This is a genomic window from Dyella acidisoli, from assembly GCF_030160295.1.
GTDB lineage: Bacteria > Pseudomonadota > Gammaproteobacteria > Xanthomonadales > Rhodanobacteraceae > Dyella_B > Dyella_B acidisoli.
Genome location: NZ_BSOB01000063.1, coordinates 1 through 25970 on the forward strand (window position 1 = coordinate 1; position 25970 = coordinate 25970).

18 protein-coding genes are annotated in these 25970 nt (G+C 57.6%); 5 read left to right on the forward strand and 13 right to left on the reverse strand.

Going from position 1 to position 25970, the window contains the following annotated elements; all coding sequences use genetic code 11:
• Positions 1-193, reverse strand: a 193-nt coding sequence (locus tag QQJ86_RS22460; RefSeq protein ID WP_284323210.1) for a hypothetical protein, incomplete at its 3' end; no start/stop codon positions are given.
• Positions 194-346: 153 nt separating this feature from the next.
• Between QQJ86_RS22460 and QQJ86_RS22465 the strand changes: the two genes are divergently transcribed.
• Both QQJ86_RS22465 and QQJ86_RS22470 read left to right on the forward strand, forming a co-directional pair.
• Complete coding sequence (locus QQJ86_RS22465; protein WP_284323211.1) at positions 347-1852, forward strand: B12-binding domain-containing radical SAM protein; 1506 nt, start codon at positions 347-349, stop codon at positions 1850-1852.
• Positions 1827-3032, forward strand: coding sequence for a nucleotidyltransferase family protein (locus QQJ86_RS22470; RefSeq protein WP_284323212.1), 1206 nt, complete (start codon positions 1827-1829; stop codon positions 3030-3032). Before QQJ86_RS22465 ends, QQJ86_RS22470 begins: the two co-directional genes overlap by 26 nt.
• A 269-nt stretch (positions 3033-3301) precedes the next feature.
• Here the strand turns inward: QQJ86_RS22470 and QQJ86_RS22475 are convergent, their stop codons facing one another.
• The 11 genes from QQJ86_RS22475 to QQJ86_RS22525 form a co-directional block, all read right to left on the reverse strand.
• Entirely contained in the window at positions 3302-3916 is a 615-nt protein-coding gene (locus tag QQJ86_RS22475; protein ID WP_284323213.1) for an HAD family hydrolase, read from the reverse strand.
• Between the two features lie 264 nt (positions 3917-4180).
• Complete coding sequence (locus tag QQJ86_RS22480) at positions 4181-7576, reverse strand: autotransporter domain-containing protein (RefSeq protein ID WP_284323214.1); 3396 nt, start codon at positions 7574-7576, stop codon at positions 4181-4183.
• Positions 7577-7860: 284 nt separating this feature from the next.
• Complete coding sequence (locus QQJ86_RS22485) at positions 7861-8970, reverse strand: glycosyltransferase family 4 protein (protein WP_284323215.1); 1110 nt, start codon at positions 8968-8970, stop codon at positions 7861-7863.
• Positions 8967-10094, reverse strand: a complete 1128-nt coding sequence (locus QQJ86_RS22490; protein ID WP_284323216.1) for a glycosyltransferase family 4 protein — start codon at positions 10092-10094, stop codon at positions 8967-8969. Before QQJ86_RS22490 ends, QQJ86_RS22485 begins: the two co-directional genes overlap by 4 nt.
• A complete protein-coding gene (locus tag QQJ86_RS22495) occupies positions 10094-11608 on the reverse strand; it encodes a B12-binding domain-containing radical SAM protein (RefSeq protein ID WP_284323217.1) in 1515 nt (504 codons plus the stop codon). Before QQJ86_RS22495 ends, QQJ86_RS22490 begins: the two co-directional genes overlap by 1 nt.
• Positions 11609-11613: 5 nt before the next feature.
• Positions 11614-12357 carry a class I SAM-dependent methyltransferase gene (locus QQJ86_RS22500; RefSeq protein ID WP_284323218.1) on the reverse strand — a complete coding sequence of 248 codons (744 nt, stop codon included), beginning with the start codon at positions 12355-12357 and terminating at the stop codon, positions 11614-11616.
• Positions 12357-13586 (reverse strand): amidohydrolase family protein, encoded by a 1230-nt coding sequence (locus QQJ86_RS22505; protein WP_423372917.1) that lies wholly within the window; start codon positions 13584-13586, stop codon positions 12357-12359. The genes QQJ86_RS22500 and QQJ86_RS22505 overlap by 1 nt, the downstream gene beginning before the upstream one ends.
• Positions 13587-13590: 4 nt before the next feature.
• Positions 13591-14394, reverse strand: coding sequence for a class I SAM-dependent methyltransferase (locus tag QQJ86_RS22510; protein ID WP_284323231.1), 804 nt, complete (start codon positions 14392-14394; stop codon positions 13591-13593).
• A gap of 645 nt (positions 14395-15039) precedes the next feature.
• Positions 15040-15420 carry a hypothetical protein gene (locus QQJ86_RS22515; protein ID WP_284323219.1) on the reverse strand — a complete coding sequence of 127 codons (381 nt, stop codon included), beginning with the start codon at positions 15418-15420 and terminating at the stop codon, positions 15040-15042.
• Between the two features lie 45 nt (positions 15421-15465).
• Positions 15466-15894, reverse strand: coding sequence for a DUF4279 domain-containing protein (locus QQJ86_RS22520; RefSeq protein WP_284323220.1), 429 nt, complete (start codon positions 15892-15894; stop codon positions 15466-15468).
• Positions 15895-15924: 30 nt separating this feature from the next.
• Complete coding sequence (locus tag QQJ86_RS22525) at positions 15925-16089, reverse strand: hypothetical protein (protein WP_284323221.1); 165 nt, start codon at positions 16087-16089, stop codon at positions 15925-15927.
• Positions 16090-16140: 51 nt separating this feature from the next.
• Between QQJ86_RS22525 and QQJ86_RS22765 the strand changes: the two genes are divergently transcribed.
• The 3 genes from QQJ86_RS22765 to QQJ86_RS22540 all read left to right on the forward strand — a co-directional run bounded on the left by QQJ86_RS22765 (position 16141) and on the right by QQJ86_RS22540 (position 22358).
• Positions 16141-16509: a transposase gene (locus QQJ86_RS22765; RefSeq protein ID WP_345782844.1), complete on the forward strand. Its 369-nt coding sequence runs from the start codon at positions 16141-16143 to the stop codon at positions 16507-16509.
• A 903-nt stretch (positions 16510-17412) separates the two neighbouring features.
• Positions 17413-21921, forward strand: coding sequence for an RHS repeat-associated core domain-containing protein (locus QQJ86_RS22535; protein ID WP_284323222.1), 4509 nt, complete (start codon positions 17413-17415; stop codon positions 21919-21921).
• Between the two features lie 32 nt (positions 21922-21953).
• Complete coding sequence (locus tag QQJ86_RS22540; protein ID WP_284323223.1) at positions 21954-22358, forward strand: hypothetical protein; 405 nt, start codon at positions 21954-21956, stop codon at positions 22356-22358.
• Between the two features lie 328 nt (positions 22359-22686).
• Here QQJ86_RS22540 and QQJ86_RS22545 read toward each other — a convergent pair whose 3' ends face one another.
• On the reverse strand, positions 22687-25941 hold the full coding sequence (locus QQJ86_RS22545) for an autotransporter outer membrane beta-barrel domain-containing protein (protein WP_284323224.1): 3255 nt from the start codon (positions 25939-25941) through the stop codon (positions 22687-22689).
• Positions 25942-25970 lie beyond the last annotated feature (29 nt).

Sequence of the window (25970 nt, forward strand, 5' to 3'; positions counted from 1 at the left end):
TTTGGGCCCGCAAAGAAAAGTGACCCGGTCGCTTCGCGACCGGAAGCGCCGCAGGCAATGCCACAACAAACGACACACCCAGCTGAGGCGAGACGCTAATCAGGTCCCAAGGGGAGAGCCAGGGTGGGATGACGCGAGCAAAGCCCGCGCCCTGCAGTGCCCAGACAATTGTCGGGCACTGATTAAAGGTCATCGCAAGACAGCTTCACCCCAACCCCAACCCTCCCCTACTACACGTAGGGGAGGGAGAGAAAACCCGCACGCAACCGAAACCGTCCAGCCAAGCACTTACGGGCACATAGCCGCACTCGCTGCAGCTGTCCCACCCTAGATTGAGGCGCTACGGATGCTAAGGATTCAGGTCGGCCACTCCTACTTCCTGCGGTACGACCGGAAACAATGGGAGCGCGGCAAGCCCTATCCCCCGCTTGCGACGATCCAGATCGCCGCGCTGCTGCGGCAGATGGGGCACCGGATCAGCCTGTTCGACGCCATGCTCGCCGAAGGCGTGGAGGACTATGCGGCCACGCTGCACGAGGCAACGCCCGATGTGGTGGTCTTCTACGAAGACAACTTCAACTTCCTGACCAAGATGTGCCTGAGCCGCATGCGTGAAGCGGCCTGCCACATGATCGGCGAAGCACGCGCGCACGGTGCGCGGGTCATCGTGGCCGGCTCCGACGCATCCGACCAGCCAGAGGCCTTTCTCGCTGCAGGCGCGCATGCCGTGCTGATCGGCGAGGGCATCGCGGCGCTGGTCGAATTGATCCAGCGCCTTGAGCGCAATCCGGATATCGACAACGCCAGTTGGGTTTCCGGCATCACCGGTGTCGCTACGTTGGTGAGCGAGCAAACCCATGTCACGCGCATCGGCGTGGTGCCGCCCGATCCGCGGCTGACGCTTCGCCCTGCGTGGGATCTGCTCGACATCGATCGCTATCGCAACTTATGGCACGAACGTCATGGCTATTTCAGCCTCAACATGGCGGCCTCGCGCGGCTGCCCGTTCCGCTGCACATGGTGCGCCAAACCGATCTGGGGCAACCACTACAAACAGCGCAGCGCCGAAGACATGGCTGCGGAGATGACGTACCTGAAACGCACCTTCCAGCCCGATCACATCTGGATGGCCGACGACATCTTCGGTTTCCACGTCGACTGGGTGACGGAATTCGCCGAACACCTGCACGTTGCCGACGGCTCCGTGCCATTCACCATCCAGACGCGTGCCGACCTGATCAGCGAACGCATGGCCGATGCACTGAAGCTGGCTGGCTGTGCGGAAGCGTGGATCGGCGCGGAAAGCGGCAGCCAGCGTGTGCTGGATGCAATGAACAAAGGCACCAAGGTGCCGGAACTGATCGCCGCACGCGAGCGGCTCGGTAGCCATGGCATACGCGTCGGCTTCTTCATCCAGCTCGGCTACCTCGGCGAACAATTGGACGACCTGCTAGCAACACGCGAACTGGTAACGCAGGCTGCGCCGGATGATATCGGCGTGAGCGTTTCCTATCCCCTGCCCGGCACAAAGTTCTACGAACAGGTCAAGGCGCAGCTCGGCAAGAAAACACATTGGGACGACAGCGACGATCTCGCCATGATGTTCCGCGGCGCGTACGACTCGGAGTTCTATCGCAGCGTGCGCAACCTGCTGCACGAACAAGTCACGTTGCAGCAATCGCATCAGACGAAAACACCCGAGCTTTACGACGAAGCATGCGCTGCACTGAATGCGCAATGGGACACGCTGATCGCCAGCGAATACACACACCGTACCGAACACGCCACTTCGCCGATCACCACGATTGCCACGATCGCCACACGCCATGTTGCCACCGCTCAGACTCGTTAAAGCCGGCCTGCGCCGCACCACTGAAACATTGGCCCAGGAGCTGGCCCGGCCGGGCAACCCCGCGCCGGATTGGAATGAACTTGAATGGCAATTGGCGTCGGCAGCCGCTGTCGTACACGGTGTATCGCCGTTGCTTTGCCATTATTCGTCATGGCAAAACCCCGCATGGCGGCGCTTCCTGGAAAGCCAGCGCGAGCACGTCGAATACCGCCATCAGCGCATTGCCGATTTGCTCAGGCGCATCGACGCCGAAGCACGCTCGGTTGGCTTGGCCATGGTTGCGTTGAAAGGCTCCACGCTGCACGCGATCGGGCTCTACGCACCGGGCGAGCGTCCCATGGCTGACATCGATCTACTTGTGCGTGAGGAAGATCGCGAAGCGGCCAGCGTGCTGCTGCAATCGCTGGGTTACGTGGAATCGTTCACGCAATGGAAGCACCGCACGTTCAAGCCCGTCATCGGCGAGCCTGTCGTTTGCCTGGGCGAGCACCGCGATACGCCCATCAACATCGAGCTGCATACGCGTATCCAGGAACGGCTGCCGATCTCCACCGTCGACATCACCGACCGCATCTATCCAAGCCAGCCGTCACCGGGCTTGAACCCTTATCCATCGAACGGCGCCTTGATGAGCCATCTGCTGCTGCATGCCGCAGGCAATCTCTGCGGGCGCAGCATGCGCCTGATTCATCTCAACGATATTTCCCTGCTGGCCACGCGCATGCTGGCCAGCGACTGGCAAGCACTGTGGGATGAACACAACGGTGAATCGCCCTGGTGGGCACTGCCGCCGCTGCGCATGGTGGCGCGCTATTACCCCAATGCCATTCCGCGCGCAGTGCTGGAACGCATCGAACCCGACTGCACGCCTGTGTTGCGTGCGCTATCGCGCAGGCAGACGCTTACGCAGGTATCGTGCTCAGCGTTGTGGCTTAGCGCCTTGCCCGGCATCGAGTGGTCGCGCTCGATGCGCGAGGCTGGGCGTTGCGTGAAGAATCGCCTCAAGCCAACTGAAGAGGCTAAGCAGGAGCGTGCTGACATGGTGCGCACGCAGGTGTGGCTGCAAGGGCAAAGCTGGGTGACGTTGAAGCATAGCCGTCGCCTGCTTACTTGGCTGACCCGGCCTGTGCCGCGGATGGATACGTTGTATGTGGTGCGGGAGGCGTTGGATCACTTCTGAGTACGTAGGTTGGAGTGAAAAGCTCAACAATCATGCGGCATCAAGTCAGTCGCGTGATGAAGGTCACCGCTGGGGGGCGTCATTCCCGCGCAAGCGGGAATCCATTTTCAAGGATGCATCAGAGCAAGATGGATTCCCGCTTGGGCGGGAATGACGACTGTGAGGTAAGAGGGACCTTCACGGCGACCTGCATCAGTACATGGATTGGGGGGCAAACCCCAACCTTGCCATGCACACATACATCACGACGTTGGGGTTTTCACCCCAACCTACGCCAGCAATCCCAAATCCACCAAACGCTCGCGCAGCCCCGCCGGATCACGAAACCACCATCCGTGCATGCCAAGCGCCTCGGCCGTCGCCACATTGCGCGATGAATCATCGATATATAGCGCCGTCGCCGGATCAACCGCATAGCGTTGAAGCAATCGCTGATAAATACGCGGATCAGGCTTCACCAACTGCTCCTCGCCGGATACCACGATGCCTTCGAACCATTGCAGGAACGGATACATCTGCCGCGCGATGGGAAAGGTCTCCTGCGACCAGTTGGTGAGCGCCAGCACGCGCACGCCGCGCGCCTTGAGATCCGCCAACACCGCCACGCTGCCGTCGATCGGGCCGAGCAGCGTTTCTTTCCAGCGCAGGTGGTAGGCGTCGATCAACTCGGCGTGTTCGGGGAAGCGCGCGCGAAGCACGGCCGTGGCTTCGCTCCATGGCCGCCCTGCATCCTGTCGTTCGTTCCACTCGCTGTTGCAGACTTCGCGCAGGAACCATTCCATGCGTTGTTCATCTTCGATCAGCTGGCGATAGAGTTGGCGTGGGTCCCAGCCGATCAAAACGTTGCCGAGGTCGAAGATAACGGTGTTGATAGGCTTGCGCATGCGTGCTCTGAAAGGAATGACTCGTGCGTTGGTGTGTAAATCCCAACGTTGCCATATGTCTACATCGCTATGCGAGATGCAGTTCCCTCCCCTGCTTGCAAGGGGAGGGTTAGGGTGGGGTGGCGCGAGCAAAGCTCGCATCCGGCTTAGGCCGTAATCGTAATGATATACGGCACGATCAAACATCCACGCGAGCTTGCTTCACCCCACCCCAGCCCTCCCCTACTACACGTAGGGGAGGGAGCGCGCATGCCGCCACATCGGCTAGAAACTCAACCGCACGCCTGCACTCGCACGCCATCCACCCGCCACCGCATCAGCCCTGGATGTATGCCCCGCTTCCGCAAACACACTCCAACGCCCGGCTAGCGCAACATGCCCACCTACCGCTACTTCACCTGTCGTGGCACGCCGCGACGGCATCGTCACCGGCACGGAGCCGCCATCGAGCGTAGCGGTAATGTCCGGCCGACTGCCTGCCGTGTGCACCACCGCCACGCGCGTATACACGTCGCCGGTGATTACGGGCGAAAGGAAAAACGTCTTGCCGGCCAGCACACCAGCACGTGACAAAAGGGTGTGGCTCTGATTCACGTCGAACTGGACATCGCTGCTGGCGGTATAGCGGCTGCGGCCGATCGAGCCGTATGCAGCTTGCACTTGCGGTTCGATATAGCCACCCCGCGCACCTTGAAAACGGTAGCCCGCACGCACGGAGACGCTTGCCGCCGTGGAACCGTAGTGGCCGGACGTCGTACCAAACGCATCCGACGATGAATAGTTGTTGCGTAATTGCCCGGCACGCACCACCGCGTCGGCGAACAGGCCTTGGCCGGAATTCCACGTGTTATAGACACCGATCGAATCGTCACGCAAGTCCGCTTTGCCGTCCTGCAGATCGGCGTGCGACTGCGTATGCGTGTAAACCAAACCAATCGCGTCGCGTCCGCCATCGAATGCCAATTGGCGTTCTGCACCGACCGACACATTGACCTGGTTTTGCCGGTAGGTGCGACCATCGCTACTGCTTCCGTTGAAGTCGCTGCCATCTGTATCCACCCACAGGCCGGATACGCTGGAGGCGTCGCTCAAACGCAGCGATTCGCTGTGACGAGACACCGCCTGCTCATCGATCTGCCAAATGTTCGACATGGCGAGCGCTGCATCGCCCGCCACCAGCACACCGGTGGAAGGCGTTACTGCCACCGTGCCGCCGCTCAGCGTGGTAGTGCTGCTGGTCGTGGTTGTTGCGGCTTGCGTCGTCGAACTGCTGCTCGTGCTGGACGCACCGGTACTCGTCACGCTGGATGTACTTGTAGCCGTAGAGCCGCTCGACGTACTTGAAGCACTGGTTCCGCTTGAACTGGTCGAGGTAGACGTGCTGGATGTCCCCGACGTGCCAGACGTATTGCCTGTTGTCGAGCTGGTCGTCGAACCCGTTGTCGAACTGCTCCCCGTACTGGCCGTCGTGCCCACACCCGTAGTGCTGGTACCGTTACCGAGAATATCGATGCCGGTGAGCAAAATCTGCTTGTGATTGGCGCTCAAGCTGACCACAGGCACGTAGGAAAAGCGCACCAGCGCATTCTCATAAGTGGTACCCCATTGGCTGGTCAATCCGGCAACACTCAGGAAGCTCGCCGTGCCACTCGCAGCTGAACTGGCGTCGACGATTACGATCGGGCTCGAAGCCGCGATCGTCACGCCCTTCTGAATCACCGTGGCATTGACCCACGACGTACTGTCGAGCACCGGATCGTAAGCGATGCGAACGTCCTGCTTGCCCTGTGCAGTGAACGACTTGATACCGCTACCGAACACTACCTTGTCCGCCTGCCCGCCACGGATATTGCTGAGCAAGGTAAATACCGCACCATCGGAAAGATTCACGCTGGCGCCGTTGCTACTCGTGCTGCCGACCTGCAGGGTACGCAAGCTGTAGGAAGGCACACTGCCACGCGAGAACGCACCCCAGCTTGCCGCCATGTCGATCGCACTGCCGGAACCAAGAACAAGGCTACCGGAACCGAAATCCGTGGAGAGCGTACCGGTACCGGTGGGAATCCAACTTGCCCCATTCGTAAACGAGAGTTTCGCGATGCCGCTCTGCGTATAGCCAAGCACCAGGCCTTTCAGATACGAGGTGCTGGTATCGAAGTTCAGTGTGGTCGTGCCGTTGTATACGGTGCCGGCGGAATCCGTCACGCTGCCAGTCAATACATCGCCGTCGACGTTTACCGATTGATTGCCTGCCTGATTGGCCGTAACGGTGGCGTTGTTCCCGGTTGTTGCGACGTTCCAGATCGCATATCGGTGTCCCGTTCCGCTGGTGGTTTCAGCGACATCCAGACCGCCCGCAAACGTCACGCTGCCGCCGCTGTTCAGTACGCCATACACGTTGCAAGTCGAGCAACTCGTACTCGCGCGCAATGTTGCTGTCTTGCCGATATTGGTGAATGACACCACACCGTTGTTGTTGATCGCATAGTCTTCGGTGGTCGCCGACACATTGACGTTCGCCGCACCGGCAAAGGTCATGAAGCCGCCCATGCCGTACAGATTGCTCAAGCCGGTAGGGTTGCCGAACGGCACGTAACCAGTGGTATTGGTGACCGATACAGTGAGATCGCCGCCGACATAAGTCCGCGCAGTGCGAAAGGTATTGTCGATGCCGTACGCGGAGCGCGGCCCGTTGGCCGTGATGGAAGCGTTGCCGGAAATCCCCAGATTGCCCTGGTTACGGATGCCCATCACAGTGGACCCGTTCGACGTGGCCGTCAGCAACAGGTTGCCATTGATGGTGAGCTTGGAATTTTGGTTATCGTTGTAGATGCCATGCACGTTGTCGCTGGGCCAGATGCCGTAACCCACCACCGTGGCATTGCCATTGATGACAACGCTGCTGCGCCCGCCGCCGGAGTTATAGATGGCGGCAGTGGACGAGCCGCGCGCCTGTGCGGTGAAGGATGCGTTGCCGTTGAAAGTGACCTGCCCCTGGTATACCCACAATGCCTGCGAATAACCCGGTGTGTGTGTGGTGATGGAAGTCGTGCCGTTGAAGGTGGCCGTGCCCTGGTAGACGCGGACGCCGGTGGCGTCGCTGTTCAAGGTGTCATCCGCTTGCGCGTAGATGGTGCTATTGCCGTTGACGGTAAGGTTGGCACCGCTCTGCACGTTGATCGTATCGACTTCGCCCCAGGACCCAACTGCCGGGCGCTTGGCCGTGAAATCCAACTGCCCCGCGCCGTTCGTGCCTGCTTGCAGAATCACCTTTGGACTGCTGTTCACCAGGTCGACGCTGTAGACGTTGGCGCCGCTGCCCGTCGTGCTGATGCTGTCGCCGCTGGCGAAGCTGTAGACCAGGTTGCCGCTGGTATCCGTGGATTTGCTGTATTGCGTATCGGACGAGGTTCCGGTCAGCGTAGTGGTGTATGTCGTCGGTGCAGACTTCGCCTTGCTGACGGTCAACGCGGCAAAGGTCGCCAGAATCGAAATCGGTATCGCTTTGCGACGCTGGCGCGACCTCAATCGTTTCATCGCCTCGGCATAATTGGCTTCGACAGAAAGCTGCCAGGCATCAGGGAGCTGCGCAAACAGATACGGCTGCCTGCGGTAATACCGCCACAGCTCGATGCTCGATGCGTCGATTTTTTTGCTCACCGTATTGTCCCCTGTATGCGGACGATCACCGCCGGCCGTAGGCCATCGAGCAGTTCGTTCGTAACGCAATGGTGCGCATCTGGGCGGGATTCAGCGATGTCATTTCAGGACATGCGTGCGCACTCTTGACAGAGTTCCCGCGCGAAAGACGTTAGATGTGAAACCAATCACACTGCACCTTTCGGCCGTACGCAATCAATGTACGTTGGGTTACCCCGGACTTGATCCCGGGGTAACCCAACATGTTCCAACGGCATTGTTGGGTTACGCTGCGCTAGCCCAACCTACGCAGATCGCGCGCCAAGCAAACGCTGATATAGCGTTTCGAATAATCGCGCTGTGCAATCGGCATCTTCTTTCATGGCGCAACGCTGCGCTTCGCCAGCCAGCCGCAATCGCAATGCTTCGTCGTCGAGCAGTTTGCGTATCGCCACTGCCAAAGCGACCCAATCGCCTGGCCGTACTGCAAGCGCCGCGGAGGGTGTCCACTCCACAAGATGCCCCACTGCTGTGCCAACAGTCGGCACGCCCGTCACCGCCGCTTCGAGCACAACCAGCGGCCCTGCCTCGTGCAAGGACGACATCACCAGCAAATCGGCTGCTTCCATGAGCGGGCGCAGCTCGCGTTGGGTCTTGAAGCCGAGGAAGCGGACACGCTCTTGCAAGCCAAGCTGGTTGGACATGGCGTGCATCTCACCGCCCAACGTATCGACGCCGACGATATCCATCTGGAAATCCAGGCCTTCCTTGGCCAGTGCCGCCAGCGCACGCAGTAACGTAGGTTGATCCTTTACGCGATTGATGCTCGCGACGTGGATCAAACGCGCTGGTCTTCCGTGCCGCTCACGCGGCGCTGCCTGCGGCCAGACGCGAAGGTCGACACCCAACGGCACGCGTGCCGCCTCCAGGCCCAATACGCGCAGCGACTGGATGATCGGCGCGCTGGCGGCGGTGATGGCATTCGCTCCGCGCAGCACCAGCGCTTCGCGCAGGCGGCCTTTCCATGTACGACGGCCGCCGTAATCGATCTCATGCAATGCAACGAGTTCGCCGCCGGCAATGTGCACCACGCTCGGCACTCGCAGCAATTTGGCCGCGATGACCGCAAAGAGGCCACAGGAGCCGGAGAAGATGGCTTGGATTAGGTCGAAGGGCGCGCGCCGATGCTCGTCGCGAATCGCCGCGATGGCGCGCAAGCGCGTCCATCCATCGCCGATGTTGTGGATCTTCGCACCAGCCTGTTCCCAGTTCGCTGGTTTCGGTTCCTGGCGGAACACGAAAACATGCACCTCATGTCTACGTGCCAAGCGCTCGATCAAAGCAAGGAAGGCGGGGATGACACGGAACTCACCACTGCGGTCCACACCGCCTGGCAGCACCAGGGCGAGTTTCACCGCGCGCCACCTGTATGGTTGTCACGCACTTTCGCATACGCAGTCGCCCACTGTTTCCCTACCGCTGCGAATGAAAGCGACGCGTCGAAATGCGCACGCACTTCGGCTGGCGAGGTTCTTTTGGCCACTGCGCGCAACAGTGCATCGGCCAATCCGGCAGCGTCGCCGTGTCGCCAAAGCTCACCGATGCGGCCACCACCTGTCAGCGTACGAAAGGACGGAATGTCCGTAACGACCGGCACGGCACCGCACGCCATCGCTTCCAGCAAGGCGTAACCGCAGCTTTCAGCACGGCTGCCGGAGACGAACAGATCCGCCGATTGCATCAGGCGCTCGATGCGCGTGTGCGGCACTTTACCCAGCAGATGCACGCGCCCGGTCAACCGCGGATCACGGGCGATGCACTGTTGCACTTCGGCAAGCAAAGGCGCGCTGCCGAAGGCGCACCAGAGTTGCAGTTTGGGAAGCTGCGTTGCGGCCCGTGCAATGCCTTCGAGCACCGTCAGCGGATCTTTGCCTGCGCTCAGATGCCCTACCCACAACACGCACGGATCACCATGCAGCCCGGTTGCGGCACGCGCACGTACGCGATCGCCCAGCGTGAAACGGCATGTGGATTCGGGAATCGAAAACAGCTGCGTCTGCGGACCAAATAGACCGGAGCGGGTAAACGGCTGCGCCAATTCGGCCGCCGTAAACACCACGCCCGTCGCACAGGCGTACCAATATCGCCATTGCGGCCGGCGCCACCAGCGCGGCAGACGGTCCGCGTGATCCTGAAACAGGATCGGCAAACGTGGCAGATGGCGTGAGATGGCAAACGCATCTTCTGCACAAGCCAAGCTATGTACGTGCAATACGTCGGCGCGGATATCATCGAGCAAGGCCGCAAAATCGCGGGCGCGCGTGGCCGCCGTCTTCGTTTCGCTGACGTCGACGAAACGGAAGTCGACACCATTGCGCGTGACCTGCTCTGACTGCTCGGCGACTTGAATGACCGAGACCTGCACCCCGCTGCTTGCGGCGGTTTCCGGAATATCCAACAGCGACGGCCATTGCTGGAACACTTCGTCCGGGGCAAGGCCTTTCGGCGCAGGATGAAAATTGATCTGTGCGACGTGCATCAAAGTCCCGAAACCTGCGGCATGCGCAGCTGCACCAGCCGGTTGGCGAGATCCAGCTCCCACGGCCGATCATAGCGTCGATAGCGATAACGCCAGGTCGCCATCGCACTCAGGCTGCGCTTGGCCCAGGGCGGCGAGCGCATATCCTGCACGGTGGGGAAGCGGCAGCGCAACACGGTGACGAAATCATGGATGCGTTGACGCAGCTTGTCGGTGAGCCAGGGCGCGTCCATGTGGCAGGCATAGTCGACCCATTGTTTCTGCGTCCATTCTTCCGGTGTTTTCGGGAACACGATCGGCTCGCCATGAAGATCATGCAGCGGAGTAGCCGGTCGCTTGGCACGATCTTTCTCGTGTCGGGCATAGTCCGGTAGCGGTGTATAGACGTAGACGACGACTTCTGTTTCCGGATTGATGCGTTTCAACTCGCGAATGAACTCGAAGGTGTGCTCGGTTTCCTCTTCGGTGTTCTCCGGCGGCGCGACCATGAACGACAGCTCCGGAATCACGCCGTGACGCCGGCATAGCTCGACCACTTGATACGTTTGGTCCGGCCGCGTGCCCTTGCGGATTTCCTTCAGCATCTGGCTGCTGGGTGATTCCGCGCCGATATACGCCATTTTCAGCCGGCTTTTGCGCACCAGCTTCCACGAGCTTTCCGATAGCCTCAGCAACGCATCCGCGCGGGCGAAGCACCACCACGGCATTTCCATCTTTGCCATCACTTCAAGCAGCGGAACCATGTCCTCTTCGCGATCGAAGAAGTTGTTGTCGAAGTACAGGATCGAATCGGCTCCCAACCCGTACTTGAGGTAGCTCAAGTCGCGCTCCAGTCTCTCCGCAGCCGGCAATAAAGTCTTGCCGCCGAACATCGCAGCCACCCCGCAGAACGTGCAGCGGAATCGGCAACCGATGGTTGCCTGATGCGCGGCGGTACGCCGGCCAAGATACGTGCGTGCAAGATAGCGGCGCGGATCGCCCAGCTTGTCGTAGGGCAGCACCGCGCCATGGTCGTGCACCGAAAAATGGCGATTCGGGTTGTGCACGATGCTGTCGCCGTTCTTCCACGACAGGCCGCCGATATCGGCCAGTGTGGGCTCAGGCGTGCGCAAGGCATTCAGCAGCTCGGGCAGGCTCTCCTCACCTTGCCCACGGATCGCGTAATCGACATAAGGCGCCGCAAGCGCCGTGTTGGTGTGGAGCGTGGGGAAGTAGCCGCCCCAGACGATGGGCATATCAGGGAAGTGCTCGCGGACGGCTTTCGACACCTCGATCGCCGGTGCAACTTGCGGACCGCCCATGACGGTAACGCCTACCGCGTCGAACCTGTCCTGCTCCATCGTGCGCAACGTTGCGTTGACCAAGTCCCGGTCGACGTTGCCGTCGATGATTTTGCTGCTGCCGTGCTTGTCCAGCGCAGCAGATAGATGCAACAGGGCCAACGGGAAGCGCGCATTGGAGGCACGCGAGGTGATGGTGGGGTTGATCAGTAGTGTGCGAGGTGAGTTATTCATGATTTTTATGCATCGCAAGGAGCAGTTCCTTCTCTCCGGAGGGGAGAAGGAATGGAAAGTCGCCGCAGCCGGAAGACCAACGCCACCGGTACCCGCAGCGCAATAGGATCGAAATGCGCATCGGCAGGAATATCCGCGGGGTCGAGCATCGGCTCCAATACATCCTCGATCACCAACCCAAGCGCCGCGCATGCGGCATGCCAATGGCTGTAAAGATGTTGCGTGTGTTGCACGGCATAGCGTTGGCCATCGGCTCTGAAATCACGCTGCCAGCCAAGCGCCGGCCCGATCGGGTGCACATCGCTGCACAACACGACGCCACCCGGCTTGGTCACCCGATGCAACTCGCGCAAAGCGCCATGCAGATGCTCCAGATGTCCAATCACCAAGCCACAGATAGTGACGTCGGCCCATGCGTCTGGTATCGGCAAAGCGGTCACGCTGCCCTGCGCAAGCCCAATGCCTGCGTTAAACCGGCACGCGGTCAACTCGGCGTACGCACGCCGCAACATGGCATCGGAGAGATCTACACCGATCGCACTCGCTGCACCGCGCCGCAATGCGCGCAGCATGTAACGCCCGCTGCCACAGCCGGCATCCAGCACGTTTTGTCCATGCAGATCGGCCGGCATCAGCGTGAGCATCGCGCGCTCTTCCGCCTGCATCACCGGGTTGTGCGCATGCGCGGGATAATTCGGTGCCCACAAGGCATAAGCTGCGGTAGGCGAAAGTACGGGAGGACGCGACATCAACCGATCCCTCCGCTCATGGCCAGCTTGGGTGCGCGTCGGCTCTGGCCGGCTGCTAATTCCAAGCCTGGCTCAAGCGCCATCAGCGCCGGCTCCGCCAGCGATTTGGCAAGCAGTTTTGGTTTGCCGTCCAGCAGCACCGGCACAGCATCCACACCCGCTTCGGCAAACCACTCGGCGAAATCCGGATCGGTTATGCGCGGCACGCCTTCGCGCAGCACGGCACGAATCTGGCTGCGCTCAATGCCGACCAGGCTGTGCATGGGATCGCCGCCAAGGTCTTCCACGATCACCATGTCTGCGTGCGCACCGGGCGACAGATGTCCGCGCGATGGCATGCGCAGAATCTGCGCGGCCTGTGTCGTAACCAACTGCAAAAGCTGCATGGTGCTGAGTTCGTAGCGATCGATCACACCAGCCAGCTCTTGCAGCAGATCGCGCGCACCGCTCAATCGCGAATCGCTGCCAAGCGCCAGCCTGCCCACCGCACACAAGCGTCGCGGATCGAGCGTGCGACCAAGCAAAGCCAGATTGCTGCCTGGGCACCACACCACTGCAGCACCACGGGCGATCACGCGTTCGATGTCTTGCTCAGACAGTCCAACGCCATGAATCAACACGCTGTTGCTTGCCAAGCAGCCGAATTGATCCAGCAGCGCCAGCTCGGCTTGCGCCACTGCATCCGTGCCTTCGGCCAGATGGATCAACCACGGGTGATCAGGCGGTGTAGCAGCAAAACTTTCCTGCAGCGGCGGACCGTAATCGGGCCAGCCGAGTGCATAGCTCCAGCCGTAATCGCGCAGCAGCGCAATCGGAAAATCATCCTCATCCAGCATTGGGTGCCATGGATCGTGATGCGCTACGCAAGTGATGCCGGCCAGCAGGTTCTTCAGCGCGCCGTGTCGCAACCGCAAGGCCTTGGGCATTTGCAGCGCGGCGACAACCTCAGGGGTGGCGAAATGCGCCTGGAAAGCAGCAATCCAGGCATAGCTGTTCGGGAACGGCGCGTGCGCTGGCAACGGTGGAACGGCATTGACGTGCAGGTGATCGTGCGCGTTGATCAAGCCCGGGAAAATCAGGTGATCGCGCAGATCGACTTGATACGCGGAAGACGCAACGGAGGAAGCGATCCGTCCCGCACTGATCGATACCGTCGCACGCGATACGCCGTCCGACGTTACCGCCGCGGCGTGACACAAACTGGCGTCGGTATGGATTCGCCTGTCCACAGCGTCAACGCCGATGCATGGTGATCAGGAAGTGATCACCCATGTCGCGCAAAAGTGGCCGCGCGCCTAAGCGATCGTCGAGCCGGCCGAGACGTTCGCAACCTTTGCGGTGGCGGCGATAAAACTCCACCAGATACGGCGGCGGCATGAACAAGCTCAGCGCACGGTAATCATCCAGTGCGAAGTGCGGTGCGAATGCACGATAGAACTCGCGCGGCAGGTAATAATGCGTCCAGATGGTATGGCGATTCATGCCCACCGCTGTCGCGCCTCGTGCCGCGCGCACACGCGCACGCTTGAAGCGGCCCTTCATGAGGTAGTAGCCCACCTCCCAGGGACAGATCCGACCGATCACCGAAAATACCAACTTGCCGCCGGGCCGCAGCAGGCGTGCGCATTCGGCTGCGACTGCGCCCAAGTCCGGCGCGCAGTTCAAGGGACCGAAGTTCGAATAGATGCCATCGAACTCCCCTTTCAGCCGGCCGAGCTGATGCACGCCGACGTGCACCGCTTCAACCTGCGCCTCGACGCCTGCCGCGGCAGCACGGTCGTGCGTGCGTTCGATCATGCGCGGCGACCAGTCACTGGCCACCACCTGATAGTCGCGCATGGCAAATTCCACCGCGTCGATACCCGTACCGCAGCCCAGGTCGAGCAGCCGCGAGCCGGGTGGCAAGGCCTTGCACACCGTATCCCACAAGGTGAGACGCATGCGCTGGATCAACTCGTTATTGCCGCGTGGACCGTCGTAATCCGCCGCCACGCTGTCGAAAGCCCGCTGCGTATCGAGCAACTGCGACTCACTCATCGCCCCTGCCCGCTGGCCCGTTCCAAGCTCGTAGGTCCCGCTCACTGCAATCTCCGTTCTGCCGGTATGCGGCACATGCGTGAGTGCTGGCAGGGGGGAATTTGGTTGAATAGTCCAGAGGCTAGGCAAAGCAGTGGGGCGATATGGAGTAGGCTCTACGTCCCTATTTGGGCATCGACAGCGCACCTGGCTGCGCCCAGTCGCCGCTGGGGACCGGAGGAATGCCGCTGTCGTCAATCTGCTCCCGATCCTTCGGCGCTCGTAGGCGGGCCTGCTCCAGCTTCATCGGAGCATGGAGATCGACCTCAGACCTAACGTTTGGTCCAGTATTCGTTTCTTTCATGGGAACTGGCCTTTCTGCCCACTCTTTTACCAGCCTCTGAAGAATAAGTTCTTCAACGTCAAGAATGTGACGCGAATAATGTGCTGGCAGCCCATTCTGTGCCGCCGCAGCTTCTTGGCCGAGTGTCGAAGGGGACTACGGGTTTTAGCTCAGTGGTGACGGCGGCACATATCTTTGCTATCAACGAGCTACTTCCATTGCAGGCACGCCTGAGGGAACACAATGATTGGATCGAAGAGGAAATAGTTACCTGCGCTCCTTACTTGACTACGGACCTGAAAAACAAGACTTACTAACGAAGCTCACATGCCCCAACGGGTTCTTAGCAAATTTAGATGCTTCGTGTTGCTTGGTGAGGGGCGCTGCTGGTAGTACATCAACACGTTATGCCGCGCCGTTTTGTCTCCAGTATCACCAAGCCTCTCCATCCAAGCCCAGCCCTGTTTCTCATCACCTTCGTAGAGCAAATAATAATCAATCAGGCTATTTATCGCTTTTACATCGCCATGCATTGCTCGATCTTCGACTTTCGGCAATTCAGCTTGATTGATCTTATAGCTTTCGCCAGGTGTCGGCGCCTGTGTGTCTTGTGATGCATGTGCGACACACCCAACTGCGCTGACAACGCAAAACACCAGAAGCATGACAGCTTTTGCACCAATAGAAACTCGCCAATTAGTCATAAAAACTCAACCTAGCACCGCTTCTCTGCACAGAGTCAACAGCTGTCAGTTGATATCTCCGCCTAAATCTTTCTCCTCTGATCGGAAATAATTATCCAAGTACAAAGGCACGCCGAATTCAGCCAGTCTTCGCATCAATACAATAGAGAAGGTGGGGCCACCATCAAAGCTTGATTGGAAGTGCCCACACCACCAAATAACATCAGACTTTTTTGCCAATGAGCAGATCAAATCTCTTTTTGGCCAAAGCTCCTCCATGAGTTCCAACAACCCTTCTTCGAGACTTTTCCATTCCCTTGTTACTTCACAATATTTGCCACCGTATGACCACAATGACTCAGTCCATACACTATTTTGTCCGCGCTTCTCCCCTTTCAATCTAGACAAACTTGGAGGAAGTTCGAGAAAGTTAGTTACGGATTCCGGATCCACATCAATACCTGAAACACGCAATTGTATGGAATAGCTATGCACTCTAGTCACCCTTTAAATGTTCCGCATCTATTAAAACAATTCTGAGGCGGCGTTTCCAAGGAAAATTAATATGCGCGCAGCGATCAGCGCTGCTGCTGCAGTTGCTTTCTGTTGAGGAGTAGTTGGATCCTTAATCAAAAACTGGGGTTTGGTTGCACTTTCCGTCAGTTGAACGCGATAGTTACCGATAGCCATCGATCTTGCCCATCCTCATGATGAGGTCACTCTGTAACGGACCCAAGATCCATGCCTCGCCAGCCCCGACTCGATCTCCCCTATATTCCCCAGCACATTGTCCAACGCGGCAACGATAGGCAACCATGCTTCTTCACCGACATCGATCGTATTCGCCACCTTGATGAACTTCGCGAAATTACTCTGCACGAGCATTGCGTTGTACATGCTTACGTTCTAATGACTAATCATGTTCATCTTCTGATGACGCCCACCGACAGTGGACAGATTGCACGAGTCATGCAGGCACTGGGGCGTCGCTATGTACGGTATGTCAATGATCGGTACCGTCGTACGGGCACCTTGTGGGAAGGCCGATACAAGTCGTGCCGGTGGATAACGATTCGTATATTCTGCGCTGTTACCGTTATATCGAATTGAACCCACTTCGAGCGCGAATGGTCGCGATGCCCCAAGACTATTCATGGTCGAGTTTCACCTACAATGCGCTTGGGGCACCTAACCTCCTAGTCCGGCCGCACCCATCATATCTTTCACTTGGCGCCGATTCGACAGAGCGTTGTGACGCGTATCGCACATTCGTGATGTATGCCGCCCCATCCGAAGAACTTGAAGATATTCGGCGACATTTGCAAAGCTGCAAAGCCAGCATGCCTACGGCTCTGAGCGCTTTCGTGCAGCCATTGAGGCCCAACTCGGGCGGCGTGCTGGACCGGCCAGAATCGGAAGGCCAAGAAAGTCGAAGTTACCCGATGAAAGTGCAACCTGACCCCGGTTTCGGTAGACCCCGGTTTCGGTAGGTTGGGGTGAAAACCCCAACATCGCCATGCCCAGCAGAATCAAGGTGTTGAGGTTTACCCGCTAGCTACGAAATCCTTGGCGCCCTGGGTCGATGAGCTATGGGGCGATGGGAGGATATGGAACAACATGCTCTTCACGCCTAATCTCCTTCGGTTGGGAGATTGGACTCCAAATTGCCGTGCGACTCAAAACCGGGGGACGTCGCGGATGTCTGCGCAAATCCCGAATTCGGGATTGACACAAAATCACCTACAGGTGCAGAGTTGTTCGACGTGCGGATTGAGAGCAACTTTCACCGCATCAATGCCATCGTGGCTGACGTCTCAGGGGAAAACATTTTGGCGCACAGAATGGACGTTTCGTCGCAGCACTTCGTTTTGTCGGATTGCCGCAGATTTGCCTCTGACACTGGCTGAGCTCCGCCAGAAAAGACGGTCACCATCACTCATAGCGCGATGCCAGAGCAGCAAGCTCTTGGATGTTGGGCGCTCTCTTACTTCGGCTTCAAACAAGGGAATTGTCATGGCAAAGATTTCGAATCTTTCCAAGTTCTTCAGTCTTGCGCGCGCGGGTGAAAAGGGAGCCAACGCTCCGCTCAATGTGCGGACACCTGCCGCCAAACACACCCAGCGTCGACCGAGTCGAATAAATTCCAAATTGACTATAGCTCTGGTTGGTCTGGTTGCGGTCGCTGGAATCAATAACCAGTTGGTAAGCGTTGCTCATGCCGATGATGCGGTTCCCACGAAAAACAACGATAACGACGGTGGCGGTGGCGGTGGCGGTGTTGGCGGCGTCACCAATGCGCCACCCGTGAATGTGCCTGGCTATATCCCTCCCTCTGTCTACCCTACCCAAATCACGCTGGGCCCCGGACAGGGCTATGTGGGGCCAATAATCGAACCCGTGGGTATGGGCCCGAGTGGCGGTGGTTCTATACATACGCCGGCGAACAAGGCCCCGACAAGCAAAAAGAATCAAAATTCGAACCCCTGCCCAGACAATCAAGGCGATCCCATCATGATGAGCACAGGCAATAAGGCCTTGTCCGTGACGGAGTTTTCGCTGCCCGGCGAGATGGGGCTGAAGTTCGAAAGATTCTATAACTCGAAGAGCTATGGCGGCGAGTTATCCATTGGCGGATGGCAGACAAGTATTGACTTCCACCTATATGGAACGGAGTGCAGTAACGGCGGCGGCTACAGACCCAATTGCGCGCCGGTAACCTTATTACGACCGGACGGTTCCACGTTGAATTTTTCGCTAGTGACGCCAGTGGCGGCAACATCGACGCCAGTGCAAGTAACTGGCCCATTTAATGGCGCTGGCACCGCGTTACTAACCTACAATGCTTCGAACAATACATATGTAGTTCAAGATGAAGATTCCCATGTACTGACCTTCAATAGCTCGGGCGCGTTGCTATCAATTAACGATTTAGCTGGTGTCGGCTGGACTATCACCCACCCCAATTCGTCCACGACCGTTGTCACTCACACAAGCGGCCAGTCCTATACGATCGCTATCACCGGAGGCACAGACGCGCTAGGCGACACTGTACAAACGACGGTGACTGATCCTGCTGGAAACGCGTACGTCTATAACACGACGATTACTGTGGCATCGATTGTGCTTTACAGCAGCTTAGGTCGTATCAATTCAGTAACGTACCCCGGCTCACCAACCACGACTGTTTCCTATACCTACATATCTCCTTCGTCGACGTTGGCGGACCTCTTAACAGGGGTGGCTTATAACGGCATTGCTCATGACGTAACGACTTACGACAGCAGCGGAAATGCCAATTCCACGAGCATGGCAGATGGAACACAAAACACATCCATCGCCTATAGCTCCAATAGCGTAGGCAGAGTGGCGACCGTTACAAATGCACTGGGACACGTCAGCGTCTACCAATACAATTCAAGTGGCCTTTTGGTATCGATCACTGGCGATGCCTCGGCACACTGTACCGCCTCATACGCAAGCGTCACATATGACGCGAACGGCAACATGTCATCTTCAACAGATAACAACGGAAACGTTACTGAATATACCTATGCCAGTAACGGACTGTTGCAGCAAGAAGTAGAAAATCCAGGAGCAAGCCAGCGTGTCACTAACTTTGTCTGGGACACGACTCCGGGCGCAAACAGGCTTTTATCTGTCACTGTTGTTGGCTATCTCGAAACGTCTTACACATACAATGCCCAAGGGAGGTTGGCGTCAATCGCAAAGACAAATTTGTCGAGCAATGGGGTAGCCAATCAAGCCCAAACCACAACATACAGCTATGCACTGTCAGCAAATGGATTGGTAACAAGCAAAACAATAACGCTTCCGTCGCCAAGCAACTCCAATACCATCACTTACAGTTACAACAGCGAGGGCTTTGAGACAAGCGAAACGAATGTATTAGGCCAGTCAACTACTTATAGCAACTTCACTGGCAGAGGCTTACCCCAAACCGTCACAACAGAAAATGGCGATGTAAACAACTACGGTTACAACGCCGGTCGACTCACGACTATTTCTCATACTCACGATGGCGCAACAAATACGGGCTACGTTTACTACGATGCCAATTCGCGTCAGATATCAGAGATCGTACTGTTTGACAACGAAATAACCACCAACAGTTACGACGCCGACTTCAAACTCTTGTCATCCAAATGGACCGGCCCTTCTGGGGCCGTAATCACCAAGGGTTATTCATATGACAACAACGGCGATGTAACGAGCGTTAGTTGGACTCGGCAGGGGGTGAGTGCAGCCGACCTTATTACACATACCTCTTACGACGAGCTTGGACGCCCCATCGTCCAAAGCGGCAACCATGGTCAGAGCCTAACGACCGCATATGATCGGAACGGCAATGTGGCGTCTGTTACTGACGCAGCCGGAAATGTCACGTCGCATAAGTACGACGCGTTTAATCGTCTACAGTCTTCGGTTGACGCAACTGGAAGGTCTACTTCGTACACCTACGACTTGGGCGATAACACCCTTCAGGTCACGGACCCTAGAGGCCTGTCTACAACATATCGCCCTGACGCGTTTGGTGATCTCTGGTCAATAAATAGCCCCGATACTGGTACAACCAGTTATGCCTTTGATGCATTCGGCCGCAGAACATCAAAGACAACAAATGACGGTGTGACAACCACGTACTCATATGACACTCTGAACAGAGTTACGTCGTTCAGTGCTGGGGGAAAAACGATTACCTATGCCTACGATTCCTGCACGTACGGCAAAGGCTATTTGTGTAGCTTCACGGACCCAACTGGCACGACGTCTTATACCTACTACATTGAGGGCACTCTCGCTAGCAAGTCCTGGAGTGACGGCTCGTTGAGCAATTCAACCAGTTACGCTTATGACGGAATGAATCGGTTACTTCAGATATCTGAAGGTGGGATCATCACCGTCAACTACGCCCTGATTGATAATCAAGTTGGCTCGGTAAATCTGAGTTACTACGGACACAGTGCGAATGTGGTTTCTAGCGTCACTTACGATGCAGTTCGACATCCCATTGGCTGGACATACGGAAACGGCGTTCAGAGGAGCCAGGCGTATGACAATGACGGGAGAATCACTTCCATCACGTCAACGATTGGCAGTTCAACGGTTCAAAGCCTGTCCTATGCGTGGGACAGTCTTAATCGCATCACGGGGATCACGAATGGCGCTTACCCCGTGGTTTCGCAAAACTTTACCTACGACAGCCTGTATCGACTGACCGGCATGACTGGGCCAGCACCAGTCACTCTTACATATGATCCAAACGGAAATCGGACTCAACAGGATTGGAAAACAAATGATGCCGTGACCATTTCGAGTTCGAGCAATCAGATGACGGCTCGCGGCACTCACTCGTATACCTACAATGCCAACGGCAGCAGGGCGACAGACACCGTTAGTGGGGTAACAACCACTTACAACTACGACCCATTTGGAAACCTTTCGAGTGCGGGTCGTCCTACGGCCATTAGCAACTGTGAAACAAACGGAACTTGCCCGACATACCCCGCCGGCACCACCGCATACGTTTCCAACGCGCTCGGACAGCGCATCATTGAAGACGGCCCGAATGGCTTTGAGCTATTTAACTATGGGATAGATGGTCAACTCACGGGCGAAAACGTGGTTCCGAGCAGCGGTTCAAGCACATCGAATTATTACGTTTACTTGAACGGTGAACCTGTCGCACTTGTCAACAATGAAAACACACTTTACTACGTGCATGACGACCATCATGGACGTCCTGAAGAGATCACAAACTCAAGCGGCAGTATGGTTTGGCTCGGTTTGAATTATGCGTTCGATCGCTCCATTTTGGTCGAAGGCATTCAAAACGTAGATATTGGTTTGCCTGGCCAGGTTTATGACTCGAACACTGGTAACTGGAGCAATGGATTCCGCGACTACGACTCAAGTAATGGACGGTTTCTGGAGTCTGATCCAATTGGTTTGAGCGGTGGAGTCAATACATATGCCTATGTGGGTGGCGATCCATTGGACAACGTTGATCCTTCAGGGTTAGCCACTATGGTTCTCGTGGGTGGTTCGACTGCTGGCAACCCATTTGGTCATGTTGCTTTGGCGTTCACTGGGCAAGGGGTCTATAGCTACGGAACAGGGACGGCCTTTGGATCAAGCACAACGGACTACTTGGCTAAGCAGGCTACTTATAGGTCTACCACCGCTTACGTTCTAAACACGACGCCTGAACAAGAACAGAAGATGATCGATTACCTACAGAGTAATTACTCTCCTCAATCTGGCGGTAAGTATTCCGTGCTGAGGCATGATTGTGCGACGGCAGCTAATGGCGCGCTATCAGCGGCAGGAATTGGTGATGGCATCATTGACGGAGCTGCGCAGGCAGGAGGTATTTTGCTACCGCAGTTGCCTTCTACGTCAGCGATGATAGCTGCGTCTTATCCCGGCGCATCGATAGTTCAGATACCACAGGGCGGCAGCGCCCCATCATTCCTTGGCTCATTCAATCCAATGGTGCACTGATGCCAGGAACTAAGTTCAAATCGGCAATCGTGATGATTGCCATCGTCGCTGTCGTCGCTGCCTGCTATTACTTATTGAAGCCAAGGCTTATGTCAGACAAAGGATTTCTTGAGATCGCTCAGGCACCAATTTGGTCGGACTTGCAAGGAATAGAATTCCAGCATCGAGCAAAAAGAGATTTGAAGTTACCAGTATTGCTAAAAGGAGCTGTTGATTCTGGCAAATACGATGTACTTGGTGTCGTCGGGAAAAGTTCCCGCACTCCATCCGTATGGATCGTTCTCAACGTGAATGCCGGAGTGAATGGTATTTATGCAATGCCGAGTGACGTGGACTATGCACTTCCTTGCAGCTATCTGCGTGATCTTACCTCCAAAGAGGTGATTGATAGTAAGGTTCGGGTTGCTCTTCAGTCACATTGCATAGAATCTTTGTAAGCCGACAGTGAAATGCAATCGTGATGAGTAAACAGGGCGCGGGTAAAATCATCACGCGCACTCTTGAAGCTGACACGCTGCCGAGTGCCAGCGAGCTGGCTATGCTTGCTCGCTTAGCTTCTATGCCGGACAGCGACATCCCGCCCAATTCACCCGGTACCGAGTGGACGCGGCCAGGTGCCCCTTCGCCCATCATCACGTTCGCGCTTAAGCCGCGCGACTAGCTAGGTGCATCGCTGCATCATGTTTGACTTATCGTTGCATTACCGAGGACGCTTCACCATTCCTACAAGAACCCCTCCTCCAAAGAAAGAGGGGTTCACCATTGCTAGAACTGCCACGTCACATTGCCACGGAATCCCGCATCGACCGCATGCGCAGCGATCTGGCTGTCGTAGGAAATACCCAGCTTCATCGACTTGTTCACTGCGAGGTCGAGTCCGGCATCGACGATCAGCGCATTGCGGGAAATCGGCAGACCTTGCACCGTGAAGGAACCGCCATCCGCGAAGGCCATCGATGCATCCGGCTGCACGTTGCCGAAAGCATGACGCCATCCCAGCGTGGCATGGGCAGTGAATGCGTCACCCTGGAAAATGAAGTGGGTCGCTGAGTGCGCACCCAGCGTCGTGTAGGTGACGGAACGTTGGTTGCCCTGCCCCGTCAACGCCATTGCACCGCCACGTTCCTGGAAGCCATCCGTATCCAGCCGCACGTAGGCGGCTTGGGCAAACGGCTCCAGCGTGGCCTTCTTGTACGTCAGTTGGTAAGCGGCTTCACCGAATACCTCGGTGGTATGCGCGTCGGCGCTGCCGCGTAGATGGTTGGAGACATCCGGTATCGCAACGGTGCGCGTCGTATCCATGGCGTGTTGCGTGTAATCCACGCCTGCGCTCAATCCAAGTGCGCCGAATCGCGTGCCCGCATAGGCACCGAAGTAGCCGTCGTCGCTCGACAGTGACGAACCGCGTTGATTCACGTTGAAGGCGGTTTTCGTATATCCGCTAACCACACCAGCCCGGGTGTTTTCGCCGAACGGCATATCCGCACCAACGAGAAAGCCGCCCAACGTACGCGACATGGCTGCGTCGTTTCCGGTGCTGTCCTGATGTCCCCAGGAACCGACGAATTGTCCCCACCATGTGACACCGTTGGCCTGCGTTTTGGCAGGTTGCGTGGATGCCCCGCCAGCGCCTGACCAGCTGGCATCAGCCTGACGCAAACGCCCGGTCACCGCGTCACGCACGATGCGCGAATCTTCCAGGAACGTGTTTTGTGCGCTGGCGTAGATTTCTCCTGACAACTGATCGGCGGCAGCGCGTATTTGCGCGTCGCTTTGCAAATTGGTCAGCGCGATGAAGGGTGCGCTGGCAACAGACAAACCCTGCACCGCTTCGAGCACGGCCGTCTGGTTGCGCGTTTGCGCGGACGCCACCAACGAGCGCTGCTGTACCACGTCCAGATAGAAATGGTCCGCATCATATTGCGGCACAACCTTTAGCACCGCGCTCAGCGTTGTATCGCCCGCAATCGTGTAAGTACCGCTGAGGCCGCTATTGGCCGTCAGCAAGGTGTAGCGCGAACCGGTCTGAAAAAGCGGTACGGACGACGCCGACGGAACCAGGTCGACGATGGCGCCCGTCGCCAGCGTAGCCGTTCCACCGACCGCGATCTGACTCGACGCACCTGCTTGCGCAAGATTCCACTGCGCCACATACGTAGCACCCGCAGCCTGCGTGTAATTGCCGGCGACATTCAACGTTTGATACGTGCCTCTCGCCGTACCCGGAGCGACGGTGCCAGCCACCATCAGGCCGCCGCCAATGCTGCCGTTACCGAGCAGCGTGCCCGTATCCACCACTGAACCAGCGACCGATCCCTGCAGATTAAGCGCGCCCTGCGGACTGATGCCAGTGAGTCCGCTGTACGTATTGTTGCCGGTGAGCGTTTCCATGCCGTTGGCGACGATCAAGCCACCACCGGTTCCACCGCCGAGGCCGCCATCCGACAATTGTCCGCTAAACGAACCACTGGCTTGCGTGAGTTCAAGCGTACTGCCGCCCAGATAAACCGTACCGGCACCGGAGAGCGATTGGATGCCTACACCGCTCGACGCACGCGAAATGTCGAACGTGCCATCGGCTTGAACGCCGGCCGACGTTGCGATGCTTCCCGGCCCTGCCAGCCCCAGCCAGCCACCCTGCGCGATCACGGTGGCGCCCGTGTACGTATTGGTTCCGCTCAAATTGGCGATGCCGCCAGACGCCACGGTAAACGGGCCGGCACCTGAAATAGTGCCGGCAAGACCCAGCGGCCCCATTGCTGCGGTCACCGTGAAATCGGTCGTAAGCGCCGCATCGGTGACGTAGAACGGCGTGTAGGCCGTTGCCTGGTTCTGCAGGTCATACATCACTGCGTTGTTCATGAAGAACGATACGCCGTACAACGCCGAGCCCGATCCACTGAAAGCATTGCCACCCGGCGTCACCACATTGCTTTGGTCGCCGGTGCTGTCGTCACCAGTGGTGATAGACGTTGGCTTTGAACCAGGCGATGCGCCCGTCATCGTCAGCGTTACGCCACCCACTTCGTTGCCGTTGGCATTGATATGCCCGGCGTTGGTTTCACTGGCCAGCAATCCGTTGTCGTTGAGGTAGATGGTAGGCGTACCCGAATCGAGCAACGTTTGCAGCGTGGCGGTGTATTTGCCGTTGTTCAACGTGTAGTTGAACAGGGTGTCGAACTGCTGTGCTGCGTTCGCGCCGGAAAGGTTGAACGAGCCTTGCGCGCCGCCAACCCATGGCACCACACTGAGAAACTGCGCACGCAAGGCTGGCGTAAGGCCGAGAATGAAGCACGCCTGCCCGCAACCGCCAGGCACGCCAGGCTTGCCATTCGCTTCCACGATATAGCCGGTGGTGGTGAGCATGCCGGGCGGGCCGCCGTTGTCGCCGGGATAAACGAAATCACCCGCGCCAAACGTGCCGTAGTAATGCCCTTCTTCCGGCGCACTGCCCTGGTTGATGAGCTGCTGCCAGGTAAGATCCTGATACAGCGTTACCGTTTGATTCGACGAATTGATGTTCGTCGTGATGGCAGCACCCTGCGTATCGCCACCGGGTGTGTTCGGCGCAAATTGATTCGACGTCATCACCCAATCCAACGCCGCGGCGACAGGCAGGCCTTGCGACGTCGTAGCTCCGTACACCTTGCTGCCCGTTGCCGAGCTGTAGAACTGGATGCTCGAAACCGTAGCGTTCTGCTGCCAATACCCGTAAGTGCCATCTCCATAGGCATACAGATACGGCGAGCTGGTCACCGAGCTGGCCAAATTGGGAAACCACGATACGGAACCACTTCCGCTACCCACATCGATATTGAACGAATCGGAACCCGTATCGAACAAATATTCCTGCGGCGTACCTCCATTGACACCTACGTTGATGCCAAGGCGATAGATGTACGAACTCCCTCCGTTGGATTCCTGGATGATATCCAGCGGGATATCGCTTGCTGCGGCGTAACCATGCGACAACAGACCAACCAGAGCGCACCACAGCGCCCTTTGCTTCAACTTCTTCATTCATCCCCCGATGACATGCAAAAAAAAAC